Here is a 25,453-nt window from a genome sequence, read left to right as displayed (position 1 = left end):
GCCGACGCGGTCAGGGGCCGGAGGACGACGGGAACGGCGGATGTGACGGGGTCGACAGGGAGGACGGTGGCGGGCTGGTGCTCCGGCTCGGCGCGACCGGTTCGTCGGAAAGGACGCCGCGACCGGTCGCGGGGGATCCGGACGTCGAGGATCCGGTGACCGGGGGCCCGGGCGGCAGGCTGCTCCCGGACAGGGAGGGCGCGGAGGAGGACGACGTCGAGCGGCCGGATGCGGGGGGCGTGGTGGCGGGGACGGCGGTGCGCGTGCCCCCGGGCAGGAGCGCGGCGGCAGCGGCGCCCGCGCCGGAGACGGCCAGGCAGGCGCCGACGGCGAGGGTCAGGAGCCGGCGCCGGTACGCCCGTCTCCCCCGTTCGGTGATGAACGACGGCGGGGCGGAACGGGCCCGGGAGCGGCCGATGTCGGCGGCCTCCCGGAACAGCGACCGCAGCGGGTCGTGGGCTTCAGGCACGGGGCCCCTCCTCGGTGCGCGGATCCTGCAGGCGGTGCGAGAGCGTGGCCCGGCCCCGGACCAGGTGCGTCTTGACGGTGGTGGGCGCCAGGCCGGTCTCCGCCGCGATCTGCTCGACGGTCAGGTCGCACACGTAGTACAGGGCCAGCGTGCGGCGCTGCTTGAGCGGCAGGGCCCGCAGCATCTCCACCAGGGCCACCGACTCCGGCCCCGGCGCCTCCGCATGGGGCGGGACACCGCTGCGCCGCCACGCGTCCGCCGTGCGGCGGACGCCCCGCCACCGGCTCACCGCCAGACGCCAGGCGACCGTACGGATCCATGCCTCGGGCCGCCCCTCCCGGTCGAGCTGACGCCGTCGGCTCCACGCTCTGACGAAAGCTTCCTGCACCACGTCCTGCGCCTCGTGCAGATCGCCGAGCATCACGAACAGCTGTCCCGTCAGCCGGGCGACCGTCCGCGCGTAGAACTCTTCGAACTCCTCGACGGTCAACAAACAGCTCCTGGATCTCCTCGGTCTCACCAGGCATACGCCCGGCACCCCGTGTCCGGACGACATCACCCCGGAAGAATTCGTGTGACGGTAGCCACATCGACCGGTGCGGCCCGGGGTCGCCAAGGGGGTGAAGGTACGAAGACACGAAGGCCGAGGGCACCGCGACGGCGGACCGGAAGAACGCATGGAGGGTGTTCGCGGCCGTACGCGAGTGCTCGGGACCACGCGGTGGTTCACGGCCGTGCAGCGTCGCGAAATCGCGGGAGGCGGCCGGACGCCGGGTACGGCCGACGGGCATGACACCCGGTCACGGCCGACGGGCAGGGCACCCGGCGCCATGAGGGCCCGGGCGCGGCGCGCGGGCATGAGGCCGCGCCCGCCACGCCCGGGAAGTCATGGGCATGGCGAGCACGGCGGGACGAGGGCGCGGCGGGCGGCGCACCGCGCCCGCTCCACCCGCTTCGACGCGTGCGCCGCTTCCGCCTCCGCGCCCGCGCTTGCGTCGGCCCTACTTGCGCTTCGCGGTGCCCGCCCCCGCGGTGGCGTCGGCCGTCACCGCGGGATCCGGGGCCTCCTCGAAGTCGACCCTGGCCATGTGCCGGTTCATGGACTTCATCAGCATCCACACGCCGACGGCGAGCATCGCGAAGACGATGAAGCCGAGGACGCCGGGGGTCACCTTGTTCTTGTCGAACGAGTCGGCAAGCGTGACGAGGTCGGTCAGTGCCTGAGTCGCGTACATATCAGGCATTGTCGCGGATGCCCGCGAAGAGGTCGCTCTCGGGGAGGGAGGTATCGACGAGAGACCTCGCCAACTCGTACTCCTCGGTCGGCCAGACCTCCTTCTGGATGTCCATCGGGACGCGGAACCAGCCGCCGTCGGGGTCGATCTGCGTCGCGTGCGCGATCAGCGCCTTGTCGCGGATCTCGAAGAAGTCCGCGCACGGGATGTGCGTGGTGAGGGTCCGCTCCTCCTGCCCGAACTCCTTCCAGCGCTTGAGCCACTCGCCGTACGGGGACTCCAGCCCCCGGGCCAGCAGGGCCTCGTGGAGCGCCACCGTGCGCGGCCGGTTGAAGCCCTGGTTGTAGTAGAGCTTCTGCGGCTGCCAGGCCGGCCCGAACTCCGACTCCGGGAAGGTCTCGGTGTCCGTCGCTCCCTCGAACGCGATCATCGTGATCTTGTGGGTCATGATGTGGTCGGGGTGCGGGTACCCGCCGTTCTCGTCGTACGTCGTGATGACCTGCGGCCGGAACGCGCGGATGCTGCGGACGAGCCGTCCTGCGGCCTTCTCCTCGTCCTCCAGCGCGAAGCAGCCCTCGGGCAGCGGCGGCAGCGGGTCGCCCTCGGGCAGCCCCGAGTCGACGAAGCCGAGCCACTCCTGCGTGACGCCCAGGATCTCCCGGGCCTCGTCCATTTCCTTTCTGCGCACCTCGTGGATGTTCTCCTCGATGTACGCGTCCCCCTGGAGCTTCGGGTTGAGGATGGAGCCGCGCTCGCCTCCCGTGCAGGTCACGACCAGCACGTCCACCCCCTCGGACACATACTTGGCCATCGTTGCCGCGCCCTTGCTCGATTCGTCGTCGGGGTGGGCGTGAACGGCCATCAAACGCAGCTGCTCAGTCAATCTCGGTCCTCAGTGATCGGTCGCGATCCGGTCGCGATTACGCGGTGTCGTCGACGCCGACGTCGTGTGTCGTCGACGTCGACGTGGTGTGTCGTCCCCGCGGGACGTGGGCGCGGGGTGGTGGTCGGGTGGCGGTCCGGGGCTTCTATAGTGACCGAACCGGGGGGCGGAAAATTCCTCGGTCCCCGGCACGGGAGGAACGATCATGACGGCGGTGCGCGACGCGCTTCCGGAGAACCGCTACGGCCGCTCCGCGGACGAGCGCGCCGACCGCAGGCTCAAAATCATCGGTTCGGTGCTCGGCGTCGCCTTCCTCGGTGTGGTCGGGTGGTTGGGCTACGACTACGTCTCCGGCCAGCAGATCAGCGCCGAGATGATCAAGCGCAAGGTCGTCTCCGACGAGCGGGTCGACGTGCACCTGGAGGTGCGCAAGGACGCGGACGCCAAGGGCTACTGCACCCTCCGCGCCCAGCACGAGGACGGCAGCGACGTGGCCCGCAAGGACTTCCGCTTCGACGACCGCACCGGCCGCGTGGACCGCATCGTGTCGTTGCGTACGACCGCGAGGGCGACGAGCGTCGAACTGATCGGCTGCACCGCCGACGGCGGCCCGGCGAACTGACCCGCCGCACAGCGACACCCGGCGGCTCCGACAGCCGCTGACCTGCACGTACGCAGTCCTGATGATTTACCTTCTCCCCCTTTTCCCGGTGAATTGTTAGGCTCGTGGTTTCGCCCACCCGTAGAGGCACATGCTTACGGGTAGGGCGATGCTTTGTATTCCCAGTACCGACGAGGAGCACCCTGTGACCCAGACCAGCGAAAACGTCACCTGGCTCACGCAGGAGGCGTACAACCAGCTCAAGGCCGAGCTGGAGTACCTGTCTGGTCCCGCGCGCACGGAAATCTCCGTAAAGATCGCGGCGGCCCGTGAGGAGGGTGACCTCCGGGAAAATGGCGGGTACCACGCGGCCAAGGAGGAGCAGGGCAAGATGGAGCTGCGCGTGCGCCAGCTCTCCCAGCTCCTGGAGCACGCGAAGGTCGGCGAGGCACCTGCCGACGACGGCGTGGTCGAGCCCGGCATGGTCGTCACCATCGCGTTCGACGACGACCCGGACGACACCCTGACCTTCCTGCTCGCCTCCCGCGAGTACGCGAGCTCGGACATCGAGACGTACTCCCCGCAGTCGCCGCTCGGCACCGGCGTCAACGGCAAGCGCACGGGCGACGTGGCCGAGTACGAGCTGCCGAACGGCAAGATGGCGAGCGTGAAGATCCTCGCGGCGAAGCCCTACACCGGCTGATCCGCAGGCATCGACGACGCGGGGTGCCGCCGACCCGGAAGGGACCGGCGGCACCCGCGCGTTCACAGGGCGAAGCGCCGCGTACGTGAACACATGAGGTGCCGCGCACGGGAGCACGTACGGCAACGCGGCCCGGTGGGGCCCGGCCCGACAAGGCCCGGCCCGGTGCGGTCCTCAGCCCATCACCAGATAGCCGGCCTCGCGCAGCGCCGCCGAGACCTCCTCGCAGTGCTCCGGCCCCTTCGTCTCCAGTTGGAGCTCCACCTCGACCTCGGTCAGCCCGAGCCGGGGATCGGTGCGGACGTGACCGATGTCGAGCACGTTGGCGTCGACCACCGAGAGCACGCCGAGCAGCGTGGCCAGCGCCCCTGGCCGGTCGGACAGCCGCAGCCGCAGGCTCAGGTAGCGCCCGGCCGCCACCATGCCGTGGGTCAGGACGCGCTGCATCAGCAGCGGGTCCACGTTGCCGCCCGACAGCAGCGCCACCACCGGTCCGCGGAACGACTCCGGATCGCTGAGCAGCGCCGCGACCGGGCTCGCGCCCGCCGGTTCCACCACCAGCTTCGCCCGCTCCAGGCAGAGCAGCAGCGCGCTGGACAGCTCGTCCTCGGAGACCGTACGGACCTCGTCGACCAGCTCCCGTACGATCTCGAACGGCACGTTGCCGGGCCGCCCCACCTTGATGCCGTCGGCCATCGTGTTCAGCGAGCCGATCGACACCGGGTGTCCCGCTGCCAGCGAGGGCGGGTAGCCGGCCGCGCCCGCCGCCTGCACGCCCACGACCCGTACGTCGGGCCGCAGCGCTTTCACCGCCAGCGCGACACCCGCGACGAGCCCGCCGCCGCCGACCCCGACGACGATTGTGCGCACCTCGGGGCACTGTTCGAGGATCTCCAGGCCGACCGTGCCCTGCCCGGCGATGATGTCGGGGTGGTCGAAGGGGTGGATGAAGACCGCGCCGGTCTCGCGCGCGTACTCCTGCGCGGCGGCCAGTGCCTCGTCGACGACATGGCCGTGCAGCCGGACCTCCGCCCCGTACTGGCGGGTGGCGGCCACCTTCGGCAGCGGCGCCCCGACCGGCATGAAGACCGTCGAGCGCACGCCGAGCAGCGAGGACGCGAGCGCGACGCCCTGCGCGTGGTTCCCGGCGCTCGCCGCGACGACCCCGGCCGCCCGCTCCACCGGGGACAGGCCGGCGATCCGCACGTAGGCGCCGCGCAGCTTGAACGAACCCGTGCGCTGGAGGTTCTCGCACTTGAGGTGGACCGGCGCCCCGACGAGGCCCGACAGGTGACGGCTGCCCTCCATAGGCGTCACCCTGGCCACGCCGGAGAGCATCTTCTGCGCCCCGCGGACGTCGTCGAGGATGAGCGGGGGATGATGGCCGGGAGTGCGGAAGTCCATACGGCAAGTCTCGCAGCCCGACGGAGATCCGCCGCGTCGCCCACGGTCCCGTACTGCGCCGGTGTTCACGGGTTTGTGCAGCACTGGTACGCGTTGCCCCGGGGCCGCGTACTCTGTCCCCCACCCATCCGACACCGTACGAAGAGAGCTCCCGGCCATGCCCCCTCAGGACATGACGACAGCTGCGTCTCCTTCCGGGGACGCGGCCCCCGAGCCCACGGAAACCGAGCACGTCCTGGATGCGCTCCAGCACCAGGTCGCGGTGTTCGCCCGCCGTGCCGAGCAGACCCGCCTCGGCGGCGTCGGCCAGGTGCGCAATTCCATGGACCGGGCCGCCTATCTGCTGCTCAACCGGCTGGACCGGGAGGGGCCGATGGGCGTCAAGGCCCTTGCCGCGGGCATGGGGATCGACTCCTCGACCGTGACCCGGCAGGTCGCGCCGCTCGTCGAAACGGGCCTGGTCAAGCGCACCTCGCACCCGGAGGACGGCCGGGCCGTGGTGCTCCAGCTGTCCCCGCGCGGCCAGGCACGGCTGGACGAGGTGCGCGGCTCCCGGCGCGAACTCATGACGCAGGTCACGGACGGCTGGACGGCCGAGGAACGCGAGACGTTCTGCACGCTGCTCACCCGGTTCAACACGGCGCTCGCCGCCCGGCAGACCGCGCACCAGACGTCCCCGTCGGGCTGACCGCTCCCCGGAGGACCGGACGCGCCGGCCGACCGGGCGGGGCCGGGTCGGCGCACGCCTCTTGACCCGGGGCCCCGGCAGCGGCTCGGATGTGCCGTGTGCGAGAGCGCCGAGCGGACCACGAACGGCACCGCGCCCGGGACTTCGAGTCCTTCGTGGCGGGCGCGGCGGGCCGGCTGCTGCACACGGCCACGCTGCTCACCACCGAGCCCCTGCACCCGCCCGGCGCCAACCCGCGGGCCCAGCGACTGCTCACCGCCGCGCTGGCCCGCACGTACGCGCGATGGGAACGGCTGCGCGGCGAGGACCCGTACGACCGCGCCCGGCGGGAACTGGTCGTCCGGTTCGCCCACGAGGTCTGGCGCCACCACCGGCCGCGCGGCGGGCCGCTGGACCCGCTGACCCCGCAGGAGCGCCTGGTACTGGTGCTGCGTCTGTACGAAGGGGTCGCGGAGGAACAGGCGGCGGCGCTGCTGGGGCTTCCGGTGGACCGGCTCCGGGCGGTCTGCCACCGCTCGGTGGCCACGTTGCGCGGCGCCCGCCGCCCCGCGTCCCGGTGGCTGCCGCGGCGACCGCGTCGGAGCCCCGGAAAGACCCGGCAGCCACGACGGCCGATGCGGGCGGCGCCGTGAGCCGGCGCGGCGACAAGGAGGACGAGGTCCGGCGCATGCTGGACGGCCCGCACCCGCAGGTGCCCGCCGACCTGGCGCGACGGGCCGTGACGCGCGGCGGCAGACTGCTGCGCCGACGGCGGCTCGCCCGCAGGTTGCTGCTGGTGGTGGCGTTCGCCGCGGTGGTCGCGTTCACGGTGTGGGCGGCCACGGCACAGCCGTGGCGGACGCCGCCCGCCGCGACGACCCCGGCGGACGGCTGGTGAGCGCGGATACGCGGCGGGGCCGGGGCGGCGTCCTTGCCGGTCGTTCCCGTTCCTGGTCCCGGAACGGGACCGGGACCAGGCCCCGGCCCCGGATCGGTGCCGGGCCGGATCCGGACCGGGCCGGGTCCGTCAGCCGAGCGCCTGCGTCAGATCGGCGATCAGGTCGTCGGCGGACTCGATGCCGACGGAGAGCCGGACGAGGTCGGCCGGAACCTCCAGCGGGGAGCCCGCCGCCGAGGCGTGCGTCATCCGGCCCGGGTGCTCCACCAGGGACTCGACACCGCCCAGCGACTCACCGAGGGTGAACAGCTCGGCCCGGTTGCAGACCTGGACCGCCGCCTCCTCGCCGCCCGCGACGCGGAAGGACACCATGCCGCCGAACGCCCTCATCTGCTTGGCGGCGACCTCGTGCCCCGCGTGCTCGGGCAGCCCCGGGTAGAGAACCTGGGTGACCTTGGGGTGACGGGTCAGCAGATCGGCGATCTTCGTGGCGTTCTCGCTGTGCCGGTCCATGCGGACCGCGAGCGTCTTGATGCCGCGCAGCACCAGCCACGCGTCGAACGGTCCGGCCACCGCCCCCATCGCGTTCTGGTGGTACGCCAACTCCTCTGCCAGACCGGGGTCGTTGACGATCAGCGCGCCGCCGACGACGTCCGAGTGACCGCCCATGTACTTGGTGGTGGAGTGCACCACCACGTCGGCCCCCAGGGCGAGGGGCTGCTGGAGGTAGGGGCTGGCGAAGGTGTTGTCGACGACCAGCCGCACCCCCGCCGAGCGGGCCACATCGGCGATCGCGGCGATGTCGGTGATGCCGAGCAGCGGGTTGGACGGGGTCTCCACCCAGATCGCCTTGGTGCGCGGGGTGATCGCTTCCCGTACCGCCGACACGTCCGAGGTGTCGGCGACCGAGAACTCCACACCCCACCGCGAGACGACCTTTGCGAACAGCCGGAACGTGCCGCCGTACGCGTCGTTCGGGATGACCACGTGGTCGCCGGGGGTCAGCAGGGTGCGGAGCAGGCAGTCCTCGGCGGCGAGGCCGGAGGCGAAGGCCAGCCCCCGACGGCCGCCCTCCAGGGCCGCGAGGTTGTCCTCCAGGGCGGTACGGGTCGGGTTGGCGCTGCGGCTGTACTCGTAGCCGCCGCGCAGCCCGCCCACACCGTCCTGCTTGTACGTGGACACCTGGTAGATGGGCGGGACGACGGCGCCGGTGAGGGGATCGGCGGTGTTTCCCGCGTGGATCGCGAGGGTTTCGAAGCTGTGCTGGTCGCTCATGGGGCCCGAGCGTAGTTCGTCACGAGGTCCCCCACCCGGCTTCCGGGCCGTCCGGTGACAATGGGGGCATGGAGATTCTCTGGTTCCTGATCGCACTGTGCATGCTCACCGCGGTCATCGGCCCCTTCGTGCTGCGCCGCCGCGGCGGAATCCGTCAGGTCGCACCCGGTTCACCGGACGCCGCCGACCCGGACGCCTACGGCTTCGCACGCCAGGAGGAGCTGGACATCCGGCTGCCCGGGCCGGACCAGGATCTCCTCGACGTACTCGAAGTGGTCCAGCGTTCCCAGGACTGGCGTGCGGCCTCCCAGCTGCTGGCCGGCACGCCCAAGGAGGGCGAGGTGCGCTGGCAGCGGGTGCAGGCGTTCGCCGGTGCGGCCTCGCTGGAGCTGGCGGAGCGGCCCGGTGTCGGTGGTGCGTGGCTGCGCACCTGGCGCGCCGAGGCGCCGAAGGACGCCGGAGGAGCGGCGGTGCACGCCGAGTTCCTGGTGCAGCAGGCGTGGCGTTCGTCGACCGCGGGTACGGACGACTTCCGGATCATCCTGGAGGAGGCCCGTACGGTCTGCGGCGAGGCGGCGCTGCTGGCGCCCGGCGACCCCGTTCCGTATCTCGTCGAGCTGGCCGTGGCGCGCGGACTCGGTCACTCCCACGAGGAGTTCGACCAGCTGTGGGCGAAGGTGATCGACCGCGCCCCGGCCCACATGGGCGCGCACCTCGCCGCGCTGCACTACTGGTGCGAGAAGTGGCACGGCTCCCGCGAGGAGGCCGACCGCTTCGCCACCTCGGCCGCCGCCCGCGCCCCGCAGGGCTCGCTGCTGGCGGCGCTGCCGCTCTTCGCGGTGTACGAACACCTGCCGGAGGTCAACCTCGTCCAGGGCTTCTACCGGAGCGCGGTGGTGACCAAGGCGGTCGAGGGCGCCCTGTTCGCGGTGCACGCGGCCCGGCCGGACGATCCGATGCTCGCCCACGTGCGCCATCTGCTGGTCTTCTTCCTGGTCCGGATGGAGCGCTGGTCGGAGGCGATGAACCAGATCATCCGCGTCGACGGCCATGTGGGCGCGCTGCCGTGGACCCACAACCCCGACCCGGCCGCCGCGTACACGGTCCACCGCGCACTGGCGGTCGCGGGGTACGAGGCGAACGGCGGAAACCCGGCGACGCTGCCGCGATAGGGCGTCGCGGCACGACGACCGCCCGCGCGCCGGGCACGACGACCGCCCCTGCGACGCGTACGAGGACCGTGCGACGCGTACGGGGACCGTGCGACGCGTACGAGGACCGTGCGACGCGTACAGGGACCGTGCGACGCGTACAGGGAGGGCGCCGGAATCCCCGGCGCCCTCCTCGCGTTATGGCCATGTATCCGCAGCCAGGAGGAGCCCCCGCATGTTTCCGTACCGCCGTACCCCCCAGCTCCCCACCCCCGAGGAGGCCCTGAAGGGCCGCCCCGGGCCCACGTTCGCCGTCCCGTCCCTCCACACGGTCCTCGGCAACCCGCTGCTGGGCCCGTACCCGGAGGGCCTGGAGGTCGCGGACTTCGGGCTCGGCTGCTTCTGGGGCGCCGAGCGCACGTTCTGGCAGACGGAGGGCGTCTGGACGACGCTCGTCGGCTACCAGGGCGGCTACACGGAGAACCCCACGTACGAGGAGGTCTGCTCGGGACTGACCGGTCACACGGAGGCGGTCCGCGTCGTCTTCGACCCGAGGGCCGTCTCGTACGCCCAACTGCTGAAGCTGTTCTGGGAGTCCCACGACCCGACCCAGGGCTTCCGCCAGGGCAACGACGTCGGTACGCAGTACCGCTCGGCGATCCACACCCACTCCCCCGAGCAGGCGGCGGCCGCCGAGTCCTCCCGCGAGGCGTACCAGAAGGTGCTCACCGCCTCCGGCCACGGCACGATCACCACGGAGATCCTCCCGGCCGAGGACCGCACGTTCTGGCCCGCCGAGGCGTACCACCAGCAGTACCTGGACAAGAACCCGGCGGGCTACTGCGGCATCGGCGGCACGGACGTCTCCTGCCCGATCGGGGTCGCTCCGACTGGGGAGTGACGAGCACCGAGCACCACGGGCCCCCACCCTCCGGAGGGTGGGGGCCCGAAGTGTCGCCGGGCGCAGGGATCAGATGAGGCCCTGCGCCAGCATCGCGTCCGCGACCAGTTCGAAGCCGGCGATGTTGGCACCGACCACGTAGTTGCCGGGGCTGCCGTAGCGCTCGGCGGTCTCGTAGCAGGAGTCGTGGATGTGGCGCATGATCTCCGCGAGGCGTTCCTCGGTGTGGGCGAAGGTCCACGAGTCGCGCGAGGCGTTCTGCTGCATCTCCAGGGCGCTGGTGGCCACGCCGCCCGCGTTCGCGGCCTTGCCGGGGGCGAAGGCGACGCCCGCCTCCTGGAGGACGCGCACGGCCTCCGGCGTGGTGGGCATGTTGGCGCCCTCGGCGACCGCCTTCACACCGTTGCGCACGAGGACGAGGGCGTCGGCCTCGTGCAGCTCGTTCTGGGTGGCGCAGGGCAGGGCCACGTCACAGGGGACGTTCCAGACGCCGCTGCCGGGGACGTATGTGACGTGCTCGCCGCGGCGCGCGGCGTACTCGGAGATCCGGCCCCGGCCGGCCTCCTTGATCTCCTTGAGCAGGGCGAGGTCGATGCCCTTGTCGTCCACGACGTAGCCGTCGGAGTCGGAGCAGGTCACGACGGTGGCGCCGAGCTGCTGGGCCTTCTCTATGGCGTAGATCGCGACGTTGCCGGAGCCCGAGACGACGATGCGCTGTCCGTCGAGGGACTCACCGCGGCTGCGCAGCATCTCGGCGGTGAAGAGCACACAGCCGTAGCCGGTCGCCTCGGTACGCGCCTGGGAGCCGCCCCAGCCGAGGCCCTTTCCGGTGAGGACGCCGGACTCGTAGCGGTTGGTGATCCGCTTGTACTGGCCGAACAGATAGCCGATCTCGCGGCCGCCGACACCGATGTCACCGGCGGGGACGTCCGTGTACTCGCCGAGGTGACGGTGGAGTTCGGTCATGAACGACTGGCAGAACCGCATGATCTCGGCGTCGGAGCGGCCCTTCGGGTCGAAGTCCGCGCCGCCCTTGCCGCCGCCGATGGGCATGCCGGTGAGCGCGTTCTTGAAGATCTGCTCGAAGCCGAGGAACTTCACGATGCCGAGGTTGACCGAGGGGTGGAAGCGCAGGCCGCCCTTGTACGGGCCGAGGGAGCTGCTGAACTCGACGCGGAAGCCGCGGTTGACGTGGATGTCCCCGGAGTCGTCCGACCACGGCACGCGGAAGATGAGCTGGCGCTCCGGTTCGCAGACCCGCTCGACGATCCGGGCGTCCACGAACTCCGGCCGCTTCACGAGGACCGGGCCGAGGGTCTCCAGGACCTCCCGCACCGCCTGGTGGAACTCCTTCTCGCCCTGATTGCGGCGGAGGATCTCGGCGTACAGCGGCTCGATGACCCGGCTCTCGGTGGCGTGCGGGGTGACGGGTTCAGGGGTGGTCTGCATCTGATCAAGACCTTCCATGGGTCGGAGTCGCGCGCGAAAGTGCCCCGTCCCGGGGACACCAGCGGTCCCCCTCCCCATTGAGGGCGTCGCCCAGACATCGCACGCTCTGGCGGCTCACGAAGGCGACGTACAGAACCGGTGTGGCACTTCGATTGTCCCAGTGCGCCCCACGAGGTACACCACGGCATCCACATAGTGGTCCCGGCTCGACCGGAACCCACCCTCGGATTCACAACAAAAGCGACATACCGCTACGGCGTCCGGCTCAGGCTTCCTTGCGGTCGCGCAGCATCCACAGCCCGGTACCGGATCCGATCACGATCAGACCGGAGACGACGCTCAGCACTATCTGCGTGCTCTCCTTCGGCACGCCGAAGCTCGCGAAGACATTGGCGGCGAGCGCGGCGACGAGAACGATCCAGAGCAGCGACTTCATGGTGATTCCTCCGTGGTCGGGGGTCGACGGGTGAGGACTTCATCATCACCGGCCGGGACGGTCCGCCACGAGGGACCACCCACCCGGAGTCATGGTGCAGCCGGCTACACCATGACGCGGCCGTACGGACCGTCCGCGCGCGATGTCCGGCGCGCGCACGACGACGTCCGGTACGAACCGGGCCGGCGCCGGGCATGAGCCATCGGGGCCGCGACACCCATCAGGACGGTGCAGCGGCGCCCCATCGGGATGGCACAGCGGCGCTCAGCAGGACGGGGTGGCGTTCAGCACTTCCCCTGCCGGGAGGGCAGGTACGAGGAACCGATCCGGTAGTCGCCGGCCCCCGGCACCCTCAGCCGGGTCCACTCACCCGCGCGCTCCAGACATCCGCCGTCCGCCCGCAGCCAGGGCGAGTAGGCGACGCGGACGGTCAACGACCCGCGCTCGCGAGCCCGCACGACGAGCCCGGCACTGTCGCCGCCGACGACGGACGCGCCGGCGCCCGAGACCATGGGTGTCGCCCGCTCGACCCGGTAGACGCGCCAGTACGGGTCGCGCCAGACCAGCCGCAGCCAGTCCGGTTCGCCGCGCACGAGTGCGGCCTCCTCCTTCGCCGCCCAGTCCGGGGTGCCTTCCGGCAGGACGACGTACCCCACCGCCCAGTGGTCGAGCCAGGAGCGATAGCTCTCGGCGGAGAAGGATCCGTCGTAGAAGAGTGCTCCGCGCTCCACGTCGAGCTGACGGTTCCAGCCGCGGGCCAGGTTGACGTGCGGGCCGAGGACGGTGGTCTCGCGGTGATCGATGGCCGGTACGGCCTCGACGCGGGTGCGGTCGGCGCCGAGGCGATCGAGAGCGGCCACCACTCCCTTCGTCCCGGTGGCCCACGCCGGGACCGGCGTCGACATCTCCAGCACGTGGACGGCGTGCTGGGTGACCCATTGCAGGGACAGCGCCAGCGCGGCGCCGAGGGCGACCTTCCGCCAGAGCCGCACCCCATGGGCCAGGAGCGCGGCGAGCAGGACCGGGGCCCCGAACAGCTCGGCCAGCCGGATGACGTTCGAGCCCACCGGCGAAGGAACGAGAGCGGTCAGCACGACCCCCGCCGCGTAGACCCCGGCGCCGAGCCGCAGCACCCGCCACTCCCGCGGCGCCAGCACGACGAGCAGGACGCCGAAGAGGACCGGCTTCCAGACATCGCTGGTGGCCATGGGCATCTCGCCGCTGAAGGGAAACAACAGCGTGGTCAGTCCGACCACGGCCACCGCCGGGACACACAGCACGGCCGCCTTCCGCCACTCCCGGTTCAGCAGCCGACCCGCGCCCACGACCAGCAGGAAGAGCCCGGCGACCGGACTCGCCATCGTCGCCAGGGCGCTGAAGACGGCGGCCACGACCGGTCGGCACGCACCACCCGTCAACACCAGGCACGAGACCAGGGCGAGCGCCACCCCCAGGGCGAACGTGGACCGCCCGGAGGCCACGTTGAACCAGAGCGTCAGCGTCGCCACCAGGGCGGGCCACAAGGGATTCCTCATCCCGCTGCGCACGAACAGGGCCGCCGCCAGCCAGGAGGCGGCCACCCCCGAGAGCGCGGTGACGGTCCGCACCCCGAGCAGGGCCATCAACTGCGGTGCGACGACGCTGTAGTTGCCGACATGGATGCCGCCGTACCAGGAGAGGCTGTACGGAGCCCCCGGGTGCCGTGCCACGAAACCGGACCAGAACACCTGGGCCGCGAGGTCTCCGCCGCCGGTGGCGAGGAAGGCCACCCAGAACGCGTACAGGGGCACGGACAGGGCGGTGGCCAGGAGCGGCACGCGGTACCGCCGCAGGAAGACGCCCCGCTCGGCCCCTCCTGTACGCACACGCCGGGCGGACGATCCGGCCGTCTCGACGGCGGGCTGCGCAGAGAGTCGCACGGATGGTTCCGTTCAGTAGTCGAGCGGGAGCGGCGATGAGCACGCTGGTGCTGTGACCGGAAAGGTTTGCCGGGAAGCTCGCGGCGTCCGGTGCGGTGCATCACAAGGCAGAGGATCGCCCTCGTACGGGACGTACTCGGGTGATGCGACAACGCGGCCAGGTGCCGCACCGGACGCCGCGAGCCGGTGAACCTTTCCGGTCGCAGCACTGCGTAGGGCATGTTTCGAAAGTAGCGTCGTTCGCCTGCGGGCCGGACGGGACTTTCGAAACACGCCCTGGCACCGACAGGCCGCGTTGCGCGGTCGACGGTTCGACTTCGGTCCCGGCCCCGCCGGACCGGCACACGTCGGTGCGCTCCGGACAGCGCCGGTTCGCCGCGCCGCGCAGAAGGCGGCGGCGCCGCGGATCGGGAGGATCCGGGTGCCGCCGCCTTCGTGCGTGCGGAAGAGGGGCTCCGTACGGACGCGGAGTCCGGCCGCGTCCGGTACGACGGAAACGCCTCCGGTGCTGCCAAGGCGCGTCCGGCGCCACGGAAGGGAGCGGAGGGAGCCGCGTGGCCGTCAGACCGCGGAGCCCGCCTTCCACTCCGCCCAGTTCATGTTCCAGCCGTTGAGACCGTTGTCGGGGGTGATGGTCCTGTCCGGGGAGTTCTTGACGACGACGAGGTCGCCGACGAGCGAGTTGTTGTAGAACCAGGCAGCGGGCTGGTTCGCGTCGCCCGCGCCCTTCACGTCGGCGAGGCCGACACAGCCGTGGCTGGTGTTGGCGCCGCCGAAGATCGACCGCGCACCCCAGTAGTTGCCGTGGATGAAGGTGCCGGAGGTGGACAGCCGCATCGCGTGCGGGACGTCCTTGATGTCGTACTCGCCACCGAAGCCGACCGTGTCACCGTTCATCCGGGTCTCCTTGTACTTCTCGGAGATCACCATCTGTCCGTTGTACGTGGGGTTGGCGGAGGAACCGGCGGATATCGGGATGGTCTTGATCGTCTTGCCGTCCTGGGCGACGGTCATGGTGCGCGCGGCGACGTCGACCGTCGAGACCTGGTTGCGGCCGACCTTGAAGGTGACCGTCTTCTGCTGCACGCCGTAGACGCCGTCCGCGCCCTCGACACCGTCCAGGTCCAGCTTCAGCGTGACGGTGGAGCCGCCCTGCCAGTAGTTCTCGGGGCGCAGGTCGAGGCGCTGGTTGTTGAACCAGTGGCCGGCGACCTCCTGGCCGCTGCTGGACGTCACGGTGATACCGGCCTGAACGGCCTTCCGGTCCGTGATCGGCTTGTTGAAGTTGATCGACACCGGCATGCCGACGCCGACGGTGGAGCCGTCCTCGGGGGTGAAGTTGCCGATGAAGCTGTTGTCGGGCGACACGGTGGTGAAGGAGGTGTTCTCGTGCGCCTCGCGGCCCTTGGAGTCCTTGGCCGTCGCGCTGATCTTGTACGTGGTCGAGCGCTCCAGCTGGGCGTCCGGCTGCCAGCTCTTGCCGTCGGCGGCGAGCGTGCCCTTGACCTCCGCACCGTCCTGCGTGGTCATGGCGACCTGCGTCAGCGTGCCCTTGGCGACGGTCACCCTGGCGGCGTTGTTGATGCTCGCGTTGGTCGCACCGTTCTTCGGCGCGATGGATATCTGCGCCTCCGACGCGTCCTTGGCGGCCGCCTTGTCGACCTCGGCCGTCTGCGACTTCTTCGAGCCCTCGGCGCCACCGTCCGCGTTGCCGCTGTCGCAGGCCGTGAGCGCCAGTACGCCACCGAGCAGTGCGGACGCGACCGTGAGGGCCCTGCGCCGCTTGCTGTCCGTCATCACACGCATCTCCATCGTTGCCGATTCCCCAAAAACCCCGAGCGGAGCCGCCGGTGACCGGCGAGACCCGTCAACACACCCAGAACCCATGGCATGGGCCCTTCGTTCCACATCCCCTGAAGATGTGGGGAACAACACTGATCGACGCGTCCCGGGCGGCGGTGGTTCCCCGGCGCCTGCCATTGTTGCGGGCCCGATACACAGCACGCTCCGGTACGGTCCGGTCGACTCCGGTCCCGGACTTGTGCCCCGGTCCCGATCCGTGTCCCCGTCCCGTGCCGATCCGCGTCCCGCTCACGGGAGCCGGGCCGTCCGGGAGTCGGCCCCGGTCCGCGGCACGGCTCGCGTCGTCGTGTCCGTCGAGGTTTCTCCCATTGTGCGGGACGCCGCCGACAACTCCCCCGCCACAACCCCCTTCCCGGCGGCTTCGAGGGCGGCGGGGGCCGTGATTTCCGACACCATGCCGCCCGGAGCCCGACGCGCCGTGACACCCCCGGAGCGAACGGCTCGTGCGCGGGGCGCGGGGGGCCACGAACATGCGACTTTCCCATGACCCGCTGGTTTCACTAGCATCGGTGCGCATGCCTGACTCACGGCTGTGACAAGGGGGTTCGTCCGTGGCCGTCGCTCGCCGCCCGCTTCTGACCGCCACTGCCGCGGGCACGTTGCTGGCCGCTCTGTGGTTCGTCCCGTCCGCCAACGCGACGGACGAACGGACCGACGGGACGGGCGGAACCACGACGAGTGTGACGGGCCCGACAGGCCGGAGCACGGGCTCGGCGGACCGGGGCACGGACCCGACGGTCGTCTCGGCCGCGTCCGACGCCTCGGCCGCTTCCCTCACCCCGGTCGCGTCGGGCTCCGCTGGCGCCTCCGCCGACCCGGGCACCTCGGATACCCCGGACGCCCACGGCCCCGGGGCGGCCACCGCCGTGAACGCGTCGTCCGGCCCCGAGCTCGCCGACACCGGGAGCGGGGTCGACACCACCCCGTACCTGTTCGGCGGCGCCGCGTTCCTGGGCGTCGGCGCGGCCTTCGTCACCTACTCGATCCGCCGTGCCGACACCTCGTCGCTCTGAGCCCACTGGGCCCACTCGGCCCTGTCCCGAAGCCGCGCAGAGTCCTCTCCCGACCTCGAACGGCCGCGGCGCCGACCGGGATCGCCCGCCCGCGCGGTCCGCTCAGGCCAGCGGCCCGGTGACCGGCTCGACCGCCGTGACCAGCGCTCCCCTGCGGACGAACGCGTCCGCCGCGGCCAGGTCCGGCGACAGGAAGCGGTCCGGCCCCGGCCCCTCGACGCCCGCCGCGCGCAGGGCCTCGACGGCGGCCCGTGAGGCGGGGGCGGGGGTGAGCCCCTCGGCGGCCCGCAGCTCGATGGCACGCGTCGCCGCGTACAGCTCGACGGCGATGATCCGGGCGAGGTTGTCGACGGCGGTACGGAGCTTGCGCGCCGCCGACCAGCCCATGGAGACGTGGTCCTCCTGCATCGCGGAGGACGGGATCGAGTCGGCCGACGCGGGCACGGCGAGCCGCTTCATCTCGCTGACCAGGGCGGCCTGGGTGTACTGGGCGATCATCAGGCCCGAGTCCACGCCCGCGTCGTCGGCGAGGAACGGCGGCAGCCCGTGCGACCGGTTCTTGTCCAGCATCCGGTCGGTGCGGCGCTCGGAGATCGAACCGAGGTCGGCGGCGGCGATCGCCAGGAAGTCGAGTACGTACGCGACCGGCGCGCCGTGGAAGTTCCCGTTCGACTCCACCCGTCCGTCGGGCAGGACGACGGGGTTGTCGACGGCGGCGGCCAGTTCGCGGTCCGCGACCGTCGCGGCGTGGGCGAGGGTGTCGCGCCCGGCGCCGTTGACCTGGGGTGCGCAGCGCACCGAGTAGGCGTCCTGCACTCGCGGGGCGTCGTCCTGGTGATGGCCGGTCAGGCCGGATCCGGCGAGGACCCGCAGCATGTTGTCGGCGCTGGCGCCCTGGCCCGGGTGGGGGCGTATGGCGTGCAGTTCGGGGGCGAGGACCTTGTCCGTGCCGAGCAGCGCCTCCAGGGAGAGGGCGGCGGTGATGTCGGCGGAGGTGTAGAGATTGCGCAGGTCGGCGAGGGCCATGACGAGCATGCCGAGCATGCCGTCGGTGCCGTTGAGAAGGGCGAGCCCCTCCTTCTCATGCAGCTCCACCGGGGTGATGCCGTGGGCGGCGAGCAGTTCGCCCGCGGGGCGCACGACGCCGTCGGGGCCCTCCGCGTCGCCCTCGCCCATCAGGGTCAGGGCGCAGTGGGAGAGCGGAGCCAGGTCGCCGGAGCAGCCGAGCGAACCGTACTCGTGCACGACCGGGGTGATGCCCGCGTTGAGGACGTCGGCCATGGTCTGCGCGACCGCCGGGCGCACCCCGGTGCGCCCGGAGGCGACCGTCTTGAGGCGCAGGAACATCAGGGCGCGGACCACCTCGCGCTCGACCCGCGGGCCCATGCCGGCGGCGTGCGAACGGACGATGTTGCGCTGGAGCTGTGTGCGGAGTTCGTGGCCGATGTGCCGGGTGGCGAGTGCCCCGAATCCGGTGGAGACGCCGTAGACCGGCTCGGGCTTGGCGGCGAGCGCGTCCACGACCTCGCGAGCAGCGGCGAGCGCGTTCACGGCGGCCTCGGAGAGCTCGACGCGAGCGTTGTCGCGGGCCACGGCGATGACGTCCTGGGCCGTGGTTCCGGACGTCCCCACCACGACTGTGTGCATATCCATATTCAGCAGCGTACGGACTGAATCCCGCCATGTCACCAGTGGTCGTGCGGTTGACTCCTTACCGATCCGGTCACACGGCCCGCCGCCCCGCCTGTACCCCGTTCACACCACCTGTGCCCCGGTTCACGCCTCCACTGCCCTGTTCGCGCGGCCCGCACTCCGTGCATGCGACCCGCGTCCCGCTCACGCGCCCGCCGCGCCCCGCCCACGGACCGATGGACCGATGGACCGATGGACCGCCCGCGCGTACGCCGGGGCCGGTCGCACGTCCGCCGCCGGGCCACGGGCGCGCCCGCTCAGCGGTGGCTGCCGCGCAGATGGCGTCGCTCGTGCGGGGACCGGGGCGGCGCGTCGGCCAGCCGCAGCACCTCGCCATCGCGCCCCGCCACCACCGGCCCCGTGGAGCGGGCCGCCTTCGCCCGGTACTGCGCCGCGTCCGCGAGCCGGAAGAGGCGCCGCGCCGAGATCACCGGGCCGATCGGGTCGCCGGTCGAGGCGATCCCGCACGCCACCCCGTCCCCCAGTTCCAACTCGGCCGCACGCTCGCAGAGTTCGCCGGCCACCCGGACCACCTCGTCCGTCTCGGGGCCCACCGCGAGCAGGCAGAACTCATCGCCGCCGAGCCGCGCCGCGAGCGCGCCGGGCAGCATGGCGCCGCACCGGGACAGCACCGAACCGAAACGTTCCAGCAGGCGATCGCCGACCGCATGGCCGTGCGTGTCGTTGACCCGCTTCAGGCCGTTGACGTCGCAGACGACCAGGCTGACCACCGCACCGTCCACGCGATGCCGCTCCACCGCCTCGTCGAGCCGCACGTCGACCGCGCGCCGGTTGGCCAGCCCGGTCAGCGGATCGGTGAACGCGAGCCTGCGGACCTCTTCGAGCCGTTCGGCCTGGGAGATCCCGGCGGCGACGACGGCGGCCAGCACGGTGGCGAAGTCCGCGTCCCCCCGTTCGAACACCGGCTCCCCCACCGGGCGCGCCACGTACAGTTCGCCCCAGGCCCGCCCGTGCAGGACGATCGGCGCGACCACGCAGGACCCGCGCCCGCGACGGCGCAGGGCGACCACCCGCTGGTGGCGGTAGCCGCGCCCGCGCCCGGACGCTCCCCCGTCCGACGCACCGTCCACCGGCCCGTCGGCGGTCTCCACCCAGGCGTCGGGCTCGCCACCGGCGGCCCACCGCTCGTGCAGGAACTCGGTGATCTCCGGGAACCGGTGCACCGGGTACGTCTCGTCCTCGGGGAACTCCTCCTCCCCCTCGCCCCGTTCACCCGCGTTCACCAGCACACGCAGCCGACCGCCCCCGCGCTCCCACACGGAGAGCGCGGCGAACGTGCCGCCCAGCGCCTCGCACGCCCCCAGCGCGGCCGCTCGCCACGACCCCCGAGGGGTGTGCGCCGCCGCCATCGCCTGCGCAAGCGCAACCACGGCCCGCAGCCGTGCATCTTCACCACCCATCACCACAGCTTATGTAGTTTTGTGGTGATTTGATCAGCTTGAGGCGCGGAAAATATTCACTGCGTGTCTCTTTGAACACTCAACGTAACTTCGCTCGGCGCCGCGCGGCGCCGCTCGACCGGTCCGCTCAGGGCGCCGCCCGGTCCGCGCCGCCCGGCTCCGCACGCGCCCCGTCGCCGTCGCTCCCGTCCCGTCGGCGGCGTTCCCGTCGCATCGCCCGGCATCGCCCGCCTCGCCGCGCCCGCATCACTCGCCGGGCCAGTTCGGCTTCCGCTTCTCGTTGAACGCGGCCACACCCTCGGCCCGGTCGCCCGAGAAGGCCACCGACCGCCACGCGGCGTCCTCGACCTCCAGGCCGGCCCGCAGATCGAGGCCGTGCCCGAGCCGCAGCGCCCGCTTCGCGGCCCGCAGGCCCACCGGGGAGTTGGCGGCGATCCGCCCGGCGAGCGCGAGCGCCGCCTCGCGGTCCCGGCCCGCCTCGACCAGTTCGTCGACCAGACCGGTCTCGTGCGCCTCGGCCGCCTCCACCCGCCGGGCCGTGAAGACCAGCTCGGCCGCGCGCGCCGCGCCGATCCGCCGCGGCAGCAGCTGCGTGCCGCCGCCGCCCGGGATGACGCCGACCGACACCTCGGGCAGGCCGACCACGGCCGTGCGGTCGGCGACGATCAGGTCGCAGGACAGGGCCAGCTCGAACCCGCCGCCGAGCGCGAAGCCGTGCACCGCCGCGATCGTCGGCATCGGCAGTTCGAGCACCCCGGTGTAGGCGGCGCGCGCGACGGGACGCTGGCGCAGCAGTTCGGCGTCGGTGAAGGAGTTCCGCTCCTTCAGGTCGGCGCCCACGCAGAAGGCACGCTCGTGGCTGGAGGTGAGGACGGTGACCCGGACGGCGGGGTCCGCGGCGAGCGCGGCGCAGGCGGCGGCGATCGAGCGGGCCATGTCCGTGGACACCGCGTTCATGGCCCTGGGCCGGTCGAGGACCAGCTCGGCGACGTGCTCCTGCCCCTCGTGGACCCGTACGACGACGAACTCCCCGAACCGTTGCTCGGACGTGACGGACGCGACGGTCATGACTTCACCCCTCCGGTTAACGAGCGTTACCGGAGGGATCCTATGGGGCGGCTCCTACAGCGGCCCGGCCGAGGCCGCACGGAGGCGCCGGGGCACCGACCCCCGCCCGAGGACCCCGCGGGCCGCGCCGCGAGCAGTGGGTGCGCCCGGCGTCAGGACGTGCCACGGCGACGCGGGTCGCGTCGGAACGCCCCGCGGGCCTGCACAAGCAGCCGCAAGCAGTGGGCTCGGCCTCCAGGACGTGCGGCAAGGGCCGCGGACGGCGTCAGGACGTGCCGCGGCGGGCCAGCAGCCAGGGCTCGACGACTCCGAGGCCACGCACCGGCCGCTGCCACATGGGCTGCAGCCCGTAGCGGTACGTGGGCAGGGCCGTCGGCTCCAGGCCCTCCTGGCGCTCCTTCTCGGCCGCCGCCGCCTGCTCGGCGGCCTGCGCCTCGGAGGCCGGGGCGTCGCCGGTGCGGGTCAGTTCCTCCGCGAACGCGCCGTCCACCAGCACGGCGTCCTTCGGCGCTATGGAGGTCAGCCGGCTGGCGAGGTTCACCGTCGTACCGAAGACATCGCCCATACGGGTGGTGACGGTGCCGAAGGCGATGCCGACGCGCAGCGCGGGCATCGCCTCGTCCTGGTTCATCGCCTCGATCAGGCGCAGCGCGATCTCGGCGGCGGTCCCGGCGTCGTCGGCGCAGTAGAGGACCTCGTCGCCGAGGGTCTTGATGAGTCGGCCGCCGTGGGCGGCGACCAGGTCGGCGGCGGTGGTCTCGAACGCCTCGACCAGTTCGCCGAGCTCCTCCTCCTCCAGCCGCCTGGTCAGCCGGGTGAAGCCGACCAGGTCGGCGAAGCCCACGGCCAGGCGCCGGTCGACCATCTCCTCGTCGTCGGCCGCCTGCACGACCCGGCCGGTGGCGGCGGCGAGCTGGCGCCGCCACACGTACACCAGGAACTCCTGCAGTTCCGGGAGGAGCAGTTCGACCAGCGGGTACGTGACCTCGGTACGGGTCATGCCGGGCTCGGGCGGCTCGGTCAGCCCCTCCAGGAACGAATCGATCTGCCATTCCGCCAGCCGGGCGGTGGTCTGCCCGGTGGACCGGGCGACCTGGATCGCCATCGGTTCGCTGAGCAGCCCGGCCTCGACGAGACCGGCGAGGCGGCGCAGCGCCAGCACGTCGGCCTCGGTGAGCGCCCTGGCCTGACCGATGTCGGCGAAGCCCATGGCCCGCCAGAACCGGGAGGCCAGGTCCATCGAGACACCGGCGGTCCGGGCCGCCTGGAACGGCGTGTAACGGCGGTCGGCGCCCAGGATGAGCTGTTCCAGCCGGATCGCGAGGGGGTCGTCGGTCGGTTCCGCCGTATGGTCGACTTCGTGATGCGGCGTCGGGTGGACCGAGGGTTCCGACGGGGGCTCCTCGCCCGCGCCGGAGGTCGTGTCGTCGACGGTCACCAGCCGCCTCCTGCCCGTTCCCTGCGCACTTCCCTGCCGATCTGTCGGTGGATCGCCTCAACTTTACGGCAGGTGTGCCGTGGCTCACGTCCGTGAGCCGTACTCCGATGTCGCGGGGTGACCAGGCGGGACGTCCCCGGGGCGACCGGGCAGGAGCTCCCCCGACGACCGGACGGGACGTCCCGGACGCGGGTGGGCGGCCGACCGGGCGGAGCGTCCCGGTCGCCGGGCGGACCGGTCCAGGACATGCCGGGGCGGCCGTGCGGGACGTCCCGGGGCCCGGTGCGCGGGTGGGCCCGGTGAAACGTCCCGGGGCGCGTCAGGTCAGCTCGCCCCCGGCTCCCCGCAGGTGCACGATGTCGCCCGCGGACAGCGGTTCGCGCAAGCCCTCGTCCGTGGACAGGACCAGCCGGCCGTCGCCGTCGATCGCCACGGCCTCGCCGGTGAGCGTGCGGCCACCGGGCAGCTCGGCACGTACCGGCCGGCCGAGCGTCGCGCAGCCCGCCGCGTACGCCTCCTGGAGCCCGCTGGCCGCCGCGTCGCCGCCGGCCTCCCGCCAGCGGCCGTACCAGTGCTCCAGCGAGCGCAGTACGGCCCGCAGCAGGGTCTCCCGGTCGGTGGAGACGGCCCCGGCCAGGGCGAGCGATCCGGCGGTGGGGGCGGGCAGTTCGGCGGCGCGCAGGGTGACGTTGAGGCCGGTGCCGACGACGACGCCGTCCCCGGCCCGCTCGGCGAGGATGCCGCCCGTCTTGCGTTCCTCGCCCGCCACCGTGACGAGCAGGTCGTTGGGCCACTTCAGTGCGGTGTCGACGCCCGCCGCGCGGGCCAGCCCGGTGGCCACGGCGACGCCGGTGAGCAGCGGCAGCCACCCCCACCGTGCGACCGGGATGTCGCCGGGTTCGAGGAAGACGGAGAAGAACAGGCCCGAACGGGCCGGGGCCGTCCAGGTGCGGTCGAGCCGGCCGCGGCCCGCCGTCTGCTCCTCGGCGACCAGCACCGTGCCCTCGGCGAGCCCGGACGCCGCCCGCGCGGCCAGATCGGAGTTGGTGGACCCGGTGGTCTCCACGACGTCGAGCGAGGTCCACAGGCCGCCCGGCCGCAGCAGCCCGCGGCGCAGCGCGGGGACGTTCAGGGGCGGTCGGTCCAGGTCCGACCAGCGGCTGTGAGGCGCATCCGAAGGTGTCATGCAAGCCAGACTAGGTGTGGTAAATGACGCACTGCTGAACCGTATCCACGCCGATACGCTACGGATCAGTAGGTGTTCCAGAACCTGACAGAACCTGATCAGCCGGTGTCCAGCACCTGATCATGATCAGCACCACAGTCGTCCCCGTGACCAGGCAGGGAGCCGCCACCCGATGTCCGAGCCGGAAGAGATCGACATCCACACGACCGCGGGCAAGATCGCGGACCTGCAGCGCCGCATCGACGAGGCGACGAACGCGGGCTCCGCGCGGGCGGTCGAGAAGCAGCACGCGAAGGGCAAGTTGACCGCGCGGGAGCGGATCGGCCTGCTGCTCGACGAGGGTTCCTTCGTGGAGCTCGACGAGTTCGCCCGGCACCGGTCGACGAACTTCGGCATCGAGAAGAACCGTCCGTACGGGGACGGCGTCGTCACCGGCTACGGCACGGTCGACGGCCGCCCCGTCTGCGTGTACTCCCAGGACTTCACGATCTTCGGCGGCTCGCTCGGCGAGGTCTACGGTGAGAAGATCGTCAAGGTGATGGACTTCGCGCTGAAGACCGGCTGCCCGGTCATCGGCATCAACGACGGAGGCGGCGCGCGCATCCAGGAGGGGGTCGTCGCGCTCGGCCTGTTCGCGGAGATCTTCCGGCGCAACGTGCACGCCTCGGGCGTCGTCCCGCAGATCTCGCTGATCGTCGGACCGTGTGCGGGCGGGGCGGTCTACTCCCCCGCGATCACCGACTTCACCGTCATGGTCGACCAGACCTCGCACATGTTCATCACCGGCCCCGACGTCATCAAGACCGTCACCGGCGAGGACGTCGGCTTCGAGCAGCTCGGCGGCGCCCGCACCCACAACACCGTCTCCGGCGTGGCGCACCACATGGCGGGCGACGAGAAGGACGCCATCGAGTACGTCAAGTCGCTGCTGTCGTACCTCCCTTCGAACAACCTCTCCGAGCCGCCGGTCTTCCCGGAGGAGGCGGACCTCACCACCAGCGACGAGGACCTCGAACTCGACACGCTCATCCCGGACTCCGCGAACCAGCCGTACGACATGCACACCGCCATCGAGCACGTGCTGGACGACGGCGAATTCCTGGAGACCCAGGCCCTGTTCGCACCGAACATCATCACCGGCTTCGGGCGGGTCGAGGGCGCTCCGGTCGGCATCGTCGCCAACCAGCCGATGCAGTTCGCGGGCTGCCTCGACATCAACGCGAGCGAGAAGGCCGCCCGGTTCGTCCGCACCTGCGACGCGTTCAACGTGCCCGTGCTGACCTTCGTCGACGTCCCCGGCTTCCTGCCCGGCGTCGACCAGGAGTACGGCGGCATCATCCGCCGGGGCGCCAAGCTGATCTACGCCTACGCGGAGGCGACCGTCCCGCTGATCACGGTGATCACCCGCAAGGCGTTCGGCGGCGCGTACGACGTGATGGGCTCCAAGCACCTGGGCGCCGACATCAACCTGGCCTGGCCGACCGCCCAGATCGCCGTCATGGGCGCACAGGGCGCGGTGAACATCCTGCACCGCCGGACGATCGCCGCGGCCACGGATCCCCAGGAGGCGGAGGCGATCCGCGCCGAGCTCATCACCGACTACGAGGACACGCTGCTCAACCCGTACGTGGCGGCCGAGCGCGGCTACGTCGACGCGGTGATCATGCCGTCCGACACCCGCGCCCACATCGTGAAGTCGCTGCGCCAACTGCGCACGAAGCGGGAGTCCCTGCCCCCGAAGAAGCACGGCAACATCCCCCTCTAGTGCCGCTCCGCACAAC

24 protein-coding genes are annotated in these 25,453 nt (G+C 72.0%); 9 read left to right on the top strand and 15 right to left on the bottom strand.

Annotated elements, in window-relative coordinates:
- Positions 1-10: 10 nt before the first annotated feature.
- The 4 genes from AMK22_RS03230 to mca form a co-directional block, all read right to left on the bottom strand.
- A complete protein-coding gene (locus tag AMK22_RS03230) occupies positions 11-469 on the bottom strand; it encodes a hypothetical protein (protein WP_079185899.1) in 459 nt (152 codons plus the stop codon).
- The gene (locus AMK22_RS03225) at positions 462-959 is read right to left on the bottom strand and encodes a SigE family RNA polymerase sigma factor (protein ID WP_073781683.1); all 498 of its coding nucleotides are present in this window, start codon (positions 957-959) and stop codon (positions 462-464) included. The genes AMK22_RS03230 and AMK22_RS03225 overlap by 8 nt, the downstream gene beginning before the upstream one ends.
- A 511-nt stretch (positions 960-1,470) precedes the next feature.
- A complete protein-coding gene (locus AMK22_RS03220; RefSeq protein WP_073781682.1) occupies positions 1,471-1,704 on the bottom strand; it encodes a hypothetical protein in 234 nt (77 codons plus the stop codon).
- A gap of 1 nt (position 1,705) precedes the next feature.
- Positions 1,706-2,587 (bottom strand): mycothiol conjugate amidase Mca, encoded by an 882-nt coding sequence (gene mca / locus AMK22_RS03215; RefSeq protein ID WP_073781681.1) that lies wholly within the window; start codon positions 2,585-2,587, stop codon positions 1,706-1,708.
- 205 nt (positions 2,588-2,792) lie between these two features.
- On the opposite strand from mca, the gene AMK22_RS03210 reads away from it, so the two are divergent.
- Complete coding sequence (locus AMK22_RS03210) at positions 2,793-3,209, top strand: DUF4307 domain-containing protein (protein WP_073781680.1); 417 nt, start codon at positions 2,793-2,795, stop codon at positions 3,207-3,209.
- Positions 3,210-3,393: 184 nt separating this feature from the next.
- On the top strand, positions 3,394-3,891 hold the full coding sequence (gene greA / locus AMK22_RS03205; protein ID WP_073781679.1) for a transcription elongation factor GreA: 498 nt from the start codon (positions 3,394-3,396) through the stop codon (positions 3,889-3,891).
- A 174-nt stretch (positions 3,892-4,065) separates the two neighbouring features.
- Here greA and ilvA read toward each other — a convergent pair whose 3' ends face one another.
- Positions 4,066-5,295 (bottom strand): threonine ammonia-lyase, encoded by a 1,230-nt coding sequence (gene ilvA / locus AMK22_RS03200; protein WP_073781678.1) that lies wholly within the window; start codon positions 5,293-5,295, stop codon positions 4,066-4,068.
- A 157-nt stretch (positions 5,296-5,452) separates the two neighbouring features.
- On the opposite strand from ilvA, the gene AMK22_RS03195 reads away from it, so the two are divergent.
- The 3 genes from AMK22_RS03195 to AMK22_RS03185 all read left to right on the top strand — a co-directional run bounded on the left by AMK22_RS03195 (position 5,453) and on the right by AMK22_RS03185 (position 6,860).
- Positions 5,453-5,983 (top strand): MarR family winged helix-turn-helix transcriptional regulator, encoded by a 531-nt coding sequence (locus AMK22_RS03195; protein ID WP_073781677.1) that lies wholly within the window; start codon positions 5,453-5,455, stop codon positions 5,981-5,983.
- Between the two features lie 98 nt (positions 5,984-6,081).
- Positions 6,082-6,615: an RNA polymerase gene (locus tag AMK22_RS03190; RefSeq protein WP_073781676.1), complete on the top strand. Its 534-nt coding sequence runs from the start codon at positions 6,082-6,084 to the stop codon at positions 6,613-6,615.
- Positions 6,612-6,860: a hypothetical protein gene (locus tag AMK22_RS03185; protein ID WP_073781675.1), complete on the top strand. Its 249-nt coding sequence runs from the start codon at positions 6,612-6,614 to the stop codon at positions 6,858-6,860. The genes AMK22_RS03190 and AMK22_RS03185 overlap by 4 nt, the downstream gene beginning before the upstream one ends.
- A gap of 129 nt (positions 6,861-6,989) precedes the next feature.
- On the opposite strand, the gene AMK22_RS03180 is transcribed toward AMK22_RS03185, so the two are convergent.
- The gene (locus AMK22_RS03180; RefSeq protein ID WP_073781674.1) at positions 6,990-8,135 is read right to left on the bottom strand and encodes a cystathionine gamma-synthase; all 1,146 of its coding nucleotides are present in this window, start codon (positions 8,133-8,135) and stop codon (positions 6,990-6,992) included.
- A gap of 68 nt (positions 8,136-8,203) precedes the next feature.
- Between AMK22_RS03180 and AMK22_RS03175 the strand changes: the two genes are divergently transcribed.
- Positions 8,204-9,307: a hypothetical protein gene (locus AMK22_RS03175; protein ID WP_073781673.1), complete on the top strand. Its 1,104-nt coding sequence runs from the start codon at positions 8,204-8,206 to the stop codon at positions 9,305-9,307.
- Positions 9,308-9,521: 214 nt separating this feature from the next.
- Positions 9,522-10,187 (top strand): peptide-methionine (S)-S-oxide reductase MsrA, encoded by a 666-nt coding sequence (msrA, locus tag AMK22_RS03170; RefSeq protein ID WP_073781672.1) that lies wholly within the window; start codon positions 9,522-9,524, stop codon positions 10,185-10,187.
- A gap of 69 nt (positions 10,188-10,256) precedes the next feature.
- On the opposite strand, the gene gdhA is transcribed toward msrA, so the two are convergent.
- From gdhA to AMK22_RS03155, 4 genes are all read right to left on the bottom strand, one after another.
- Positions 10,257-11,636, bottom strand: a complete 1,380-nt coding sequence (gene gdhA, locus AMK22_RS03165) for an NADP-specific glutamate dehydrogenase (RefSeq protein ID WP_073781671.1) — start codon at positions 11,634-11,636, stop codon at positions 10,257-10,259.
- A 265-nt stretch (positions 11,637-11,901) separates the two neighbouring features.
- Positions 11,902-12,072, bottom strand: a complete 171-nt coding sequence (locus AMK22_RS39915; protein WP_199883105.1) for a hypothetical protein — start codon at positions 12,070-12,072, stop codon at positions 11,902-11,904.
- Between the two features lie 284 nt (positions 12,073-12,356).
- Entirely contained in the window at positions 12,357-13,991 is a 1,635-nt protein-coding gene (locus tag AMK22_RS03160) for a glycosyltransferase family 87 protein (protein WP_443333266.1), read from the bottom strand.
- A 561-nt stretch (positions 13,992-14,552) separates the two neighbouring features.
- Positions 14,553-15,788: a L,D-transpeptidase gene (locus AMK22_RS03155; protein WP_242433813.1), complete on the bottom strand. Its 1,236-nt coding sequence runs from the start codon at positions 15,786-15,788 to the stop codon at positions 14,553-14,555.
- Positions 15,789-16,405: 617 nt separating this feature from the next.
- Here AMK22_RS03155 and AMK22_RS03150 point away from each other — a divergent pair.
- On the top strand, positions 16,406-16,867 hold the full coding sequence (locus tag AMK22_RS03150; protein WP_073781669.1) for a hypothetical protein: 462 nt from the start codon (positions 16,406-16,408) through the stop codon (positions 16,865-16,867).
- A gap of 102 nt (positions 16,868-16,969) precedes the next feature.
- Here the strand turns inward: AMK22_RS03150 and hutH are convergent, their stop codons facing one another.
- The 5 genes from hutH to AMK22_RS03125 all read right to left on the bottom strand — a co-directional run bounded on the left by hutH (position 16,970) and on the right by AMK22_RS03125 (position 23,672).
- Entirely contained in the window at positions 16,970-18,520 is a 1,551-nt protein-coding gene (gene hutH / locus AMK22_RS03145; RefSeq protein WP_073781668.1) for a histidine ammonia-lyase, read from the bottom strand.
- Between the two features lie 296 nt (positions 18,521-18,816).
- The gene (locus AMK22_RS03140) at positions 18,817-19,980 is read right to left on the bottom strand and encodes a GGDEF domain-containing protein (protein ID WP_073781667.1); all 1,164 of its coding nucleotides are present in this window, start codon (positions 19,978-19,980) and stop codon (positions 18,817-18,819) included.
- A gap of 246 nt (positions 19,981-20,226) precedes the next feature.
- Positions 20,227-21,048: an enoyl-CoA hydratase/isomerase family protein gene (locus AMK22_RS03135; protein ID WP_073781666.1), complete on the bottom strand. Its 822-nt coding sequence runs from the start codon at positions 21,046-21,048 to the stop codon at positions 20,227-20,229.
- Between the two features lie 265 nt (positions 21,049-21,313).
- Positions 21,314-22,486, bottom strand: coding sequence for an adenylate/guanylate cyclase domain-containing protein (locus AMK22_RS03130; protein WP_073781665.1), 1,173 nt, complete (start codon positions 22,484-22,486; stop codon positions 21,314-21,316).
- Between the two features lie 319 nt (positions 22,487-22,805).
- Positions 22,806-23,672, bottom strand: coding sequence for a biotin--[acetyl-CoA-carboxylase] ligase (locus AMK22_RS03125; protein ID WP_073781664.1), 867 nt, complete (start codon positions 23,670-23,672; stop codon positions 22,806-22,808).
- 172 nt (positions 23,673-23,844) lie between these two features.
- Here AMK22_RS03125 and AMK22_RS03120 point away from each other — a divergent pair, with 172 nt between their 5' ends.
- A complete protein-coding gene (locus AMK22_RS03120) occupies positions 23,845-25,437 on the top strand; it encodes an acyl-CoA carboxylase subunit beta (RefSeq protein ID WP_073781663.1) in 1,593 nt (530 codons plus the stop codon).
- The last annotated feature ends 16 nt before the right edge of the window (positions 25,438-25,453 follow it).

Source organism: Streptomyces sp. CB01580, from assembly GCF_001905795.1.
Taxonomy (GTDB): domain Bacteria; phylum Actinomycetota; class Actinomycetes; order Streptomycetales; family Streptomycetaceae; genus Streptomyces.
Note: the sequence above shows the minus strand (reverse complement) of the source record. Positions and strands in the feature narration are given on the sequence as shown.

Excerpts from the sequence above, each read along its gene's own strand:
- AMK22_RS03220 (WP_073781682.1), bottom strand. The coding sequence starts at position 1,704 with ATGTACGCGACTCAGGCACTGACCGACCTCGTCACGCTTGCCGACTCG.
- AMK22_RS03210 (WP_073781680.1), top strand. The coding sequence starts at position 2,793 with ATGACGGCGGTGCGCGACGCGCTTCCGGAGAACCGCTACGGCCGCTCC.
- ilvA (WP_073781678.1), bottom strand. The coding sequence starts at position 5,295 with ATGGACTTCCGCACTCCCGGCCATCATCCCCCGCTCATCCTCGACGAC.
- AMK22_RS03195 (WP_073781677.1), top strand. The coding sequence starts at position 5,453 with ATGCCCCCTCAGGACATGACGACAGCTGCGTCTCCTTCCGGGGACGCG.
- AMK22_RS03180 (WP_073781674.1), bottom strand. The coding sequence starts at position 8,135 with ATGAGCGACCAGCACAGCTTCGAAACCCTCGCGATCCACGCGGGAAAC.
- AMK22_RS03175 (WP_073781673.1), top strand. The coding sequence starts at position 8,204 with ATGGAGATTCTCTGGTTCCTGATCGCACTGTGCATGCTCACCGCGGTC.
- msrA (WP_073781672.1), top strand. The coding sequence starts at position 9,522 with ATGTTTCCGTACCGCCGTACCCCCCAGCTCCCCACCCCCGAGGAGGCC.
- gdhA (WP_073781671.1), bottom strand. The coding sequence starts at position 11,636 with ATGCAGACCACCCCTGAACCCGTCACCCCGCACGCCACCGAGAGCCGG.
- AMK22_RS39915 (WP_199883105.1), bottom strand. The coding sequence starts at position 12,072 with ATGAAGTCGCTGCTCTGGATCGTTCTCGTCGCCGCGCTCGCCGCCAAT.
- AMK22_RS03155 (WP_242433813.1), bottom strand. The coding sequence starts at position 15,788 with ATGACGGACAGCAAGCGGCGCAGGGCCCTCACGGTCGCGTCCGCACTG.
- hutH (WP_073781668.1), bottom strand. The coding sequence starts at position 18,520 with ATGGATATGCACACAGTCGTGGTGGGGACGTCCGGAACCACGGCCCAG.
- AMK22_RS03140 (WP_073781667.1), bottom strand. The coding sequence starts at position 19,980 with ATGGGTGGTGAAGATGCACGGCTGCGGGCCGTGGTTGCGCTTGCGCAG.
- AMK22_RS03135 (WP_073781666.1), bottom strand. The coding sequence starts at position 21,048 with ATGACCGTCGCGTCCGTCACGTCCGAGCAACGGTTCGGGGAGTTCGTC.
- AMK22_RS03125 (WP_073781664.1), bottom strand. The coding sequence starts at position 23,672 with ATGACACCTTCGGATGCGCCTCACAGCCGCTGGTCGGACCTGGACCGA.
- AMK22_RS03120 (WP_073781663.1), top strand. The coding sequence starts at position 23,845 with ATGTCCGAGCCGGAAGAGATCGACATCCACACGACCGCGGGCAAGATC.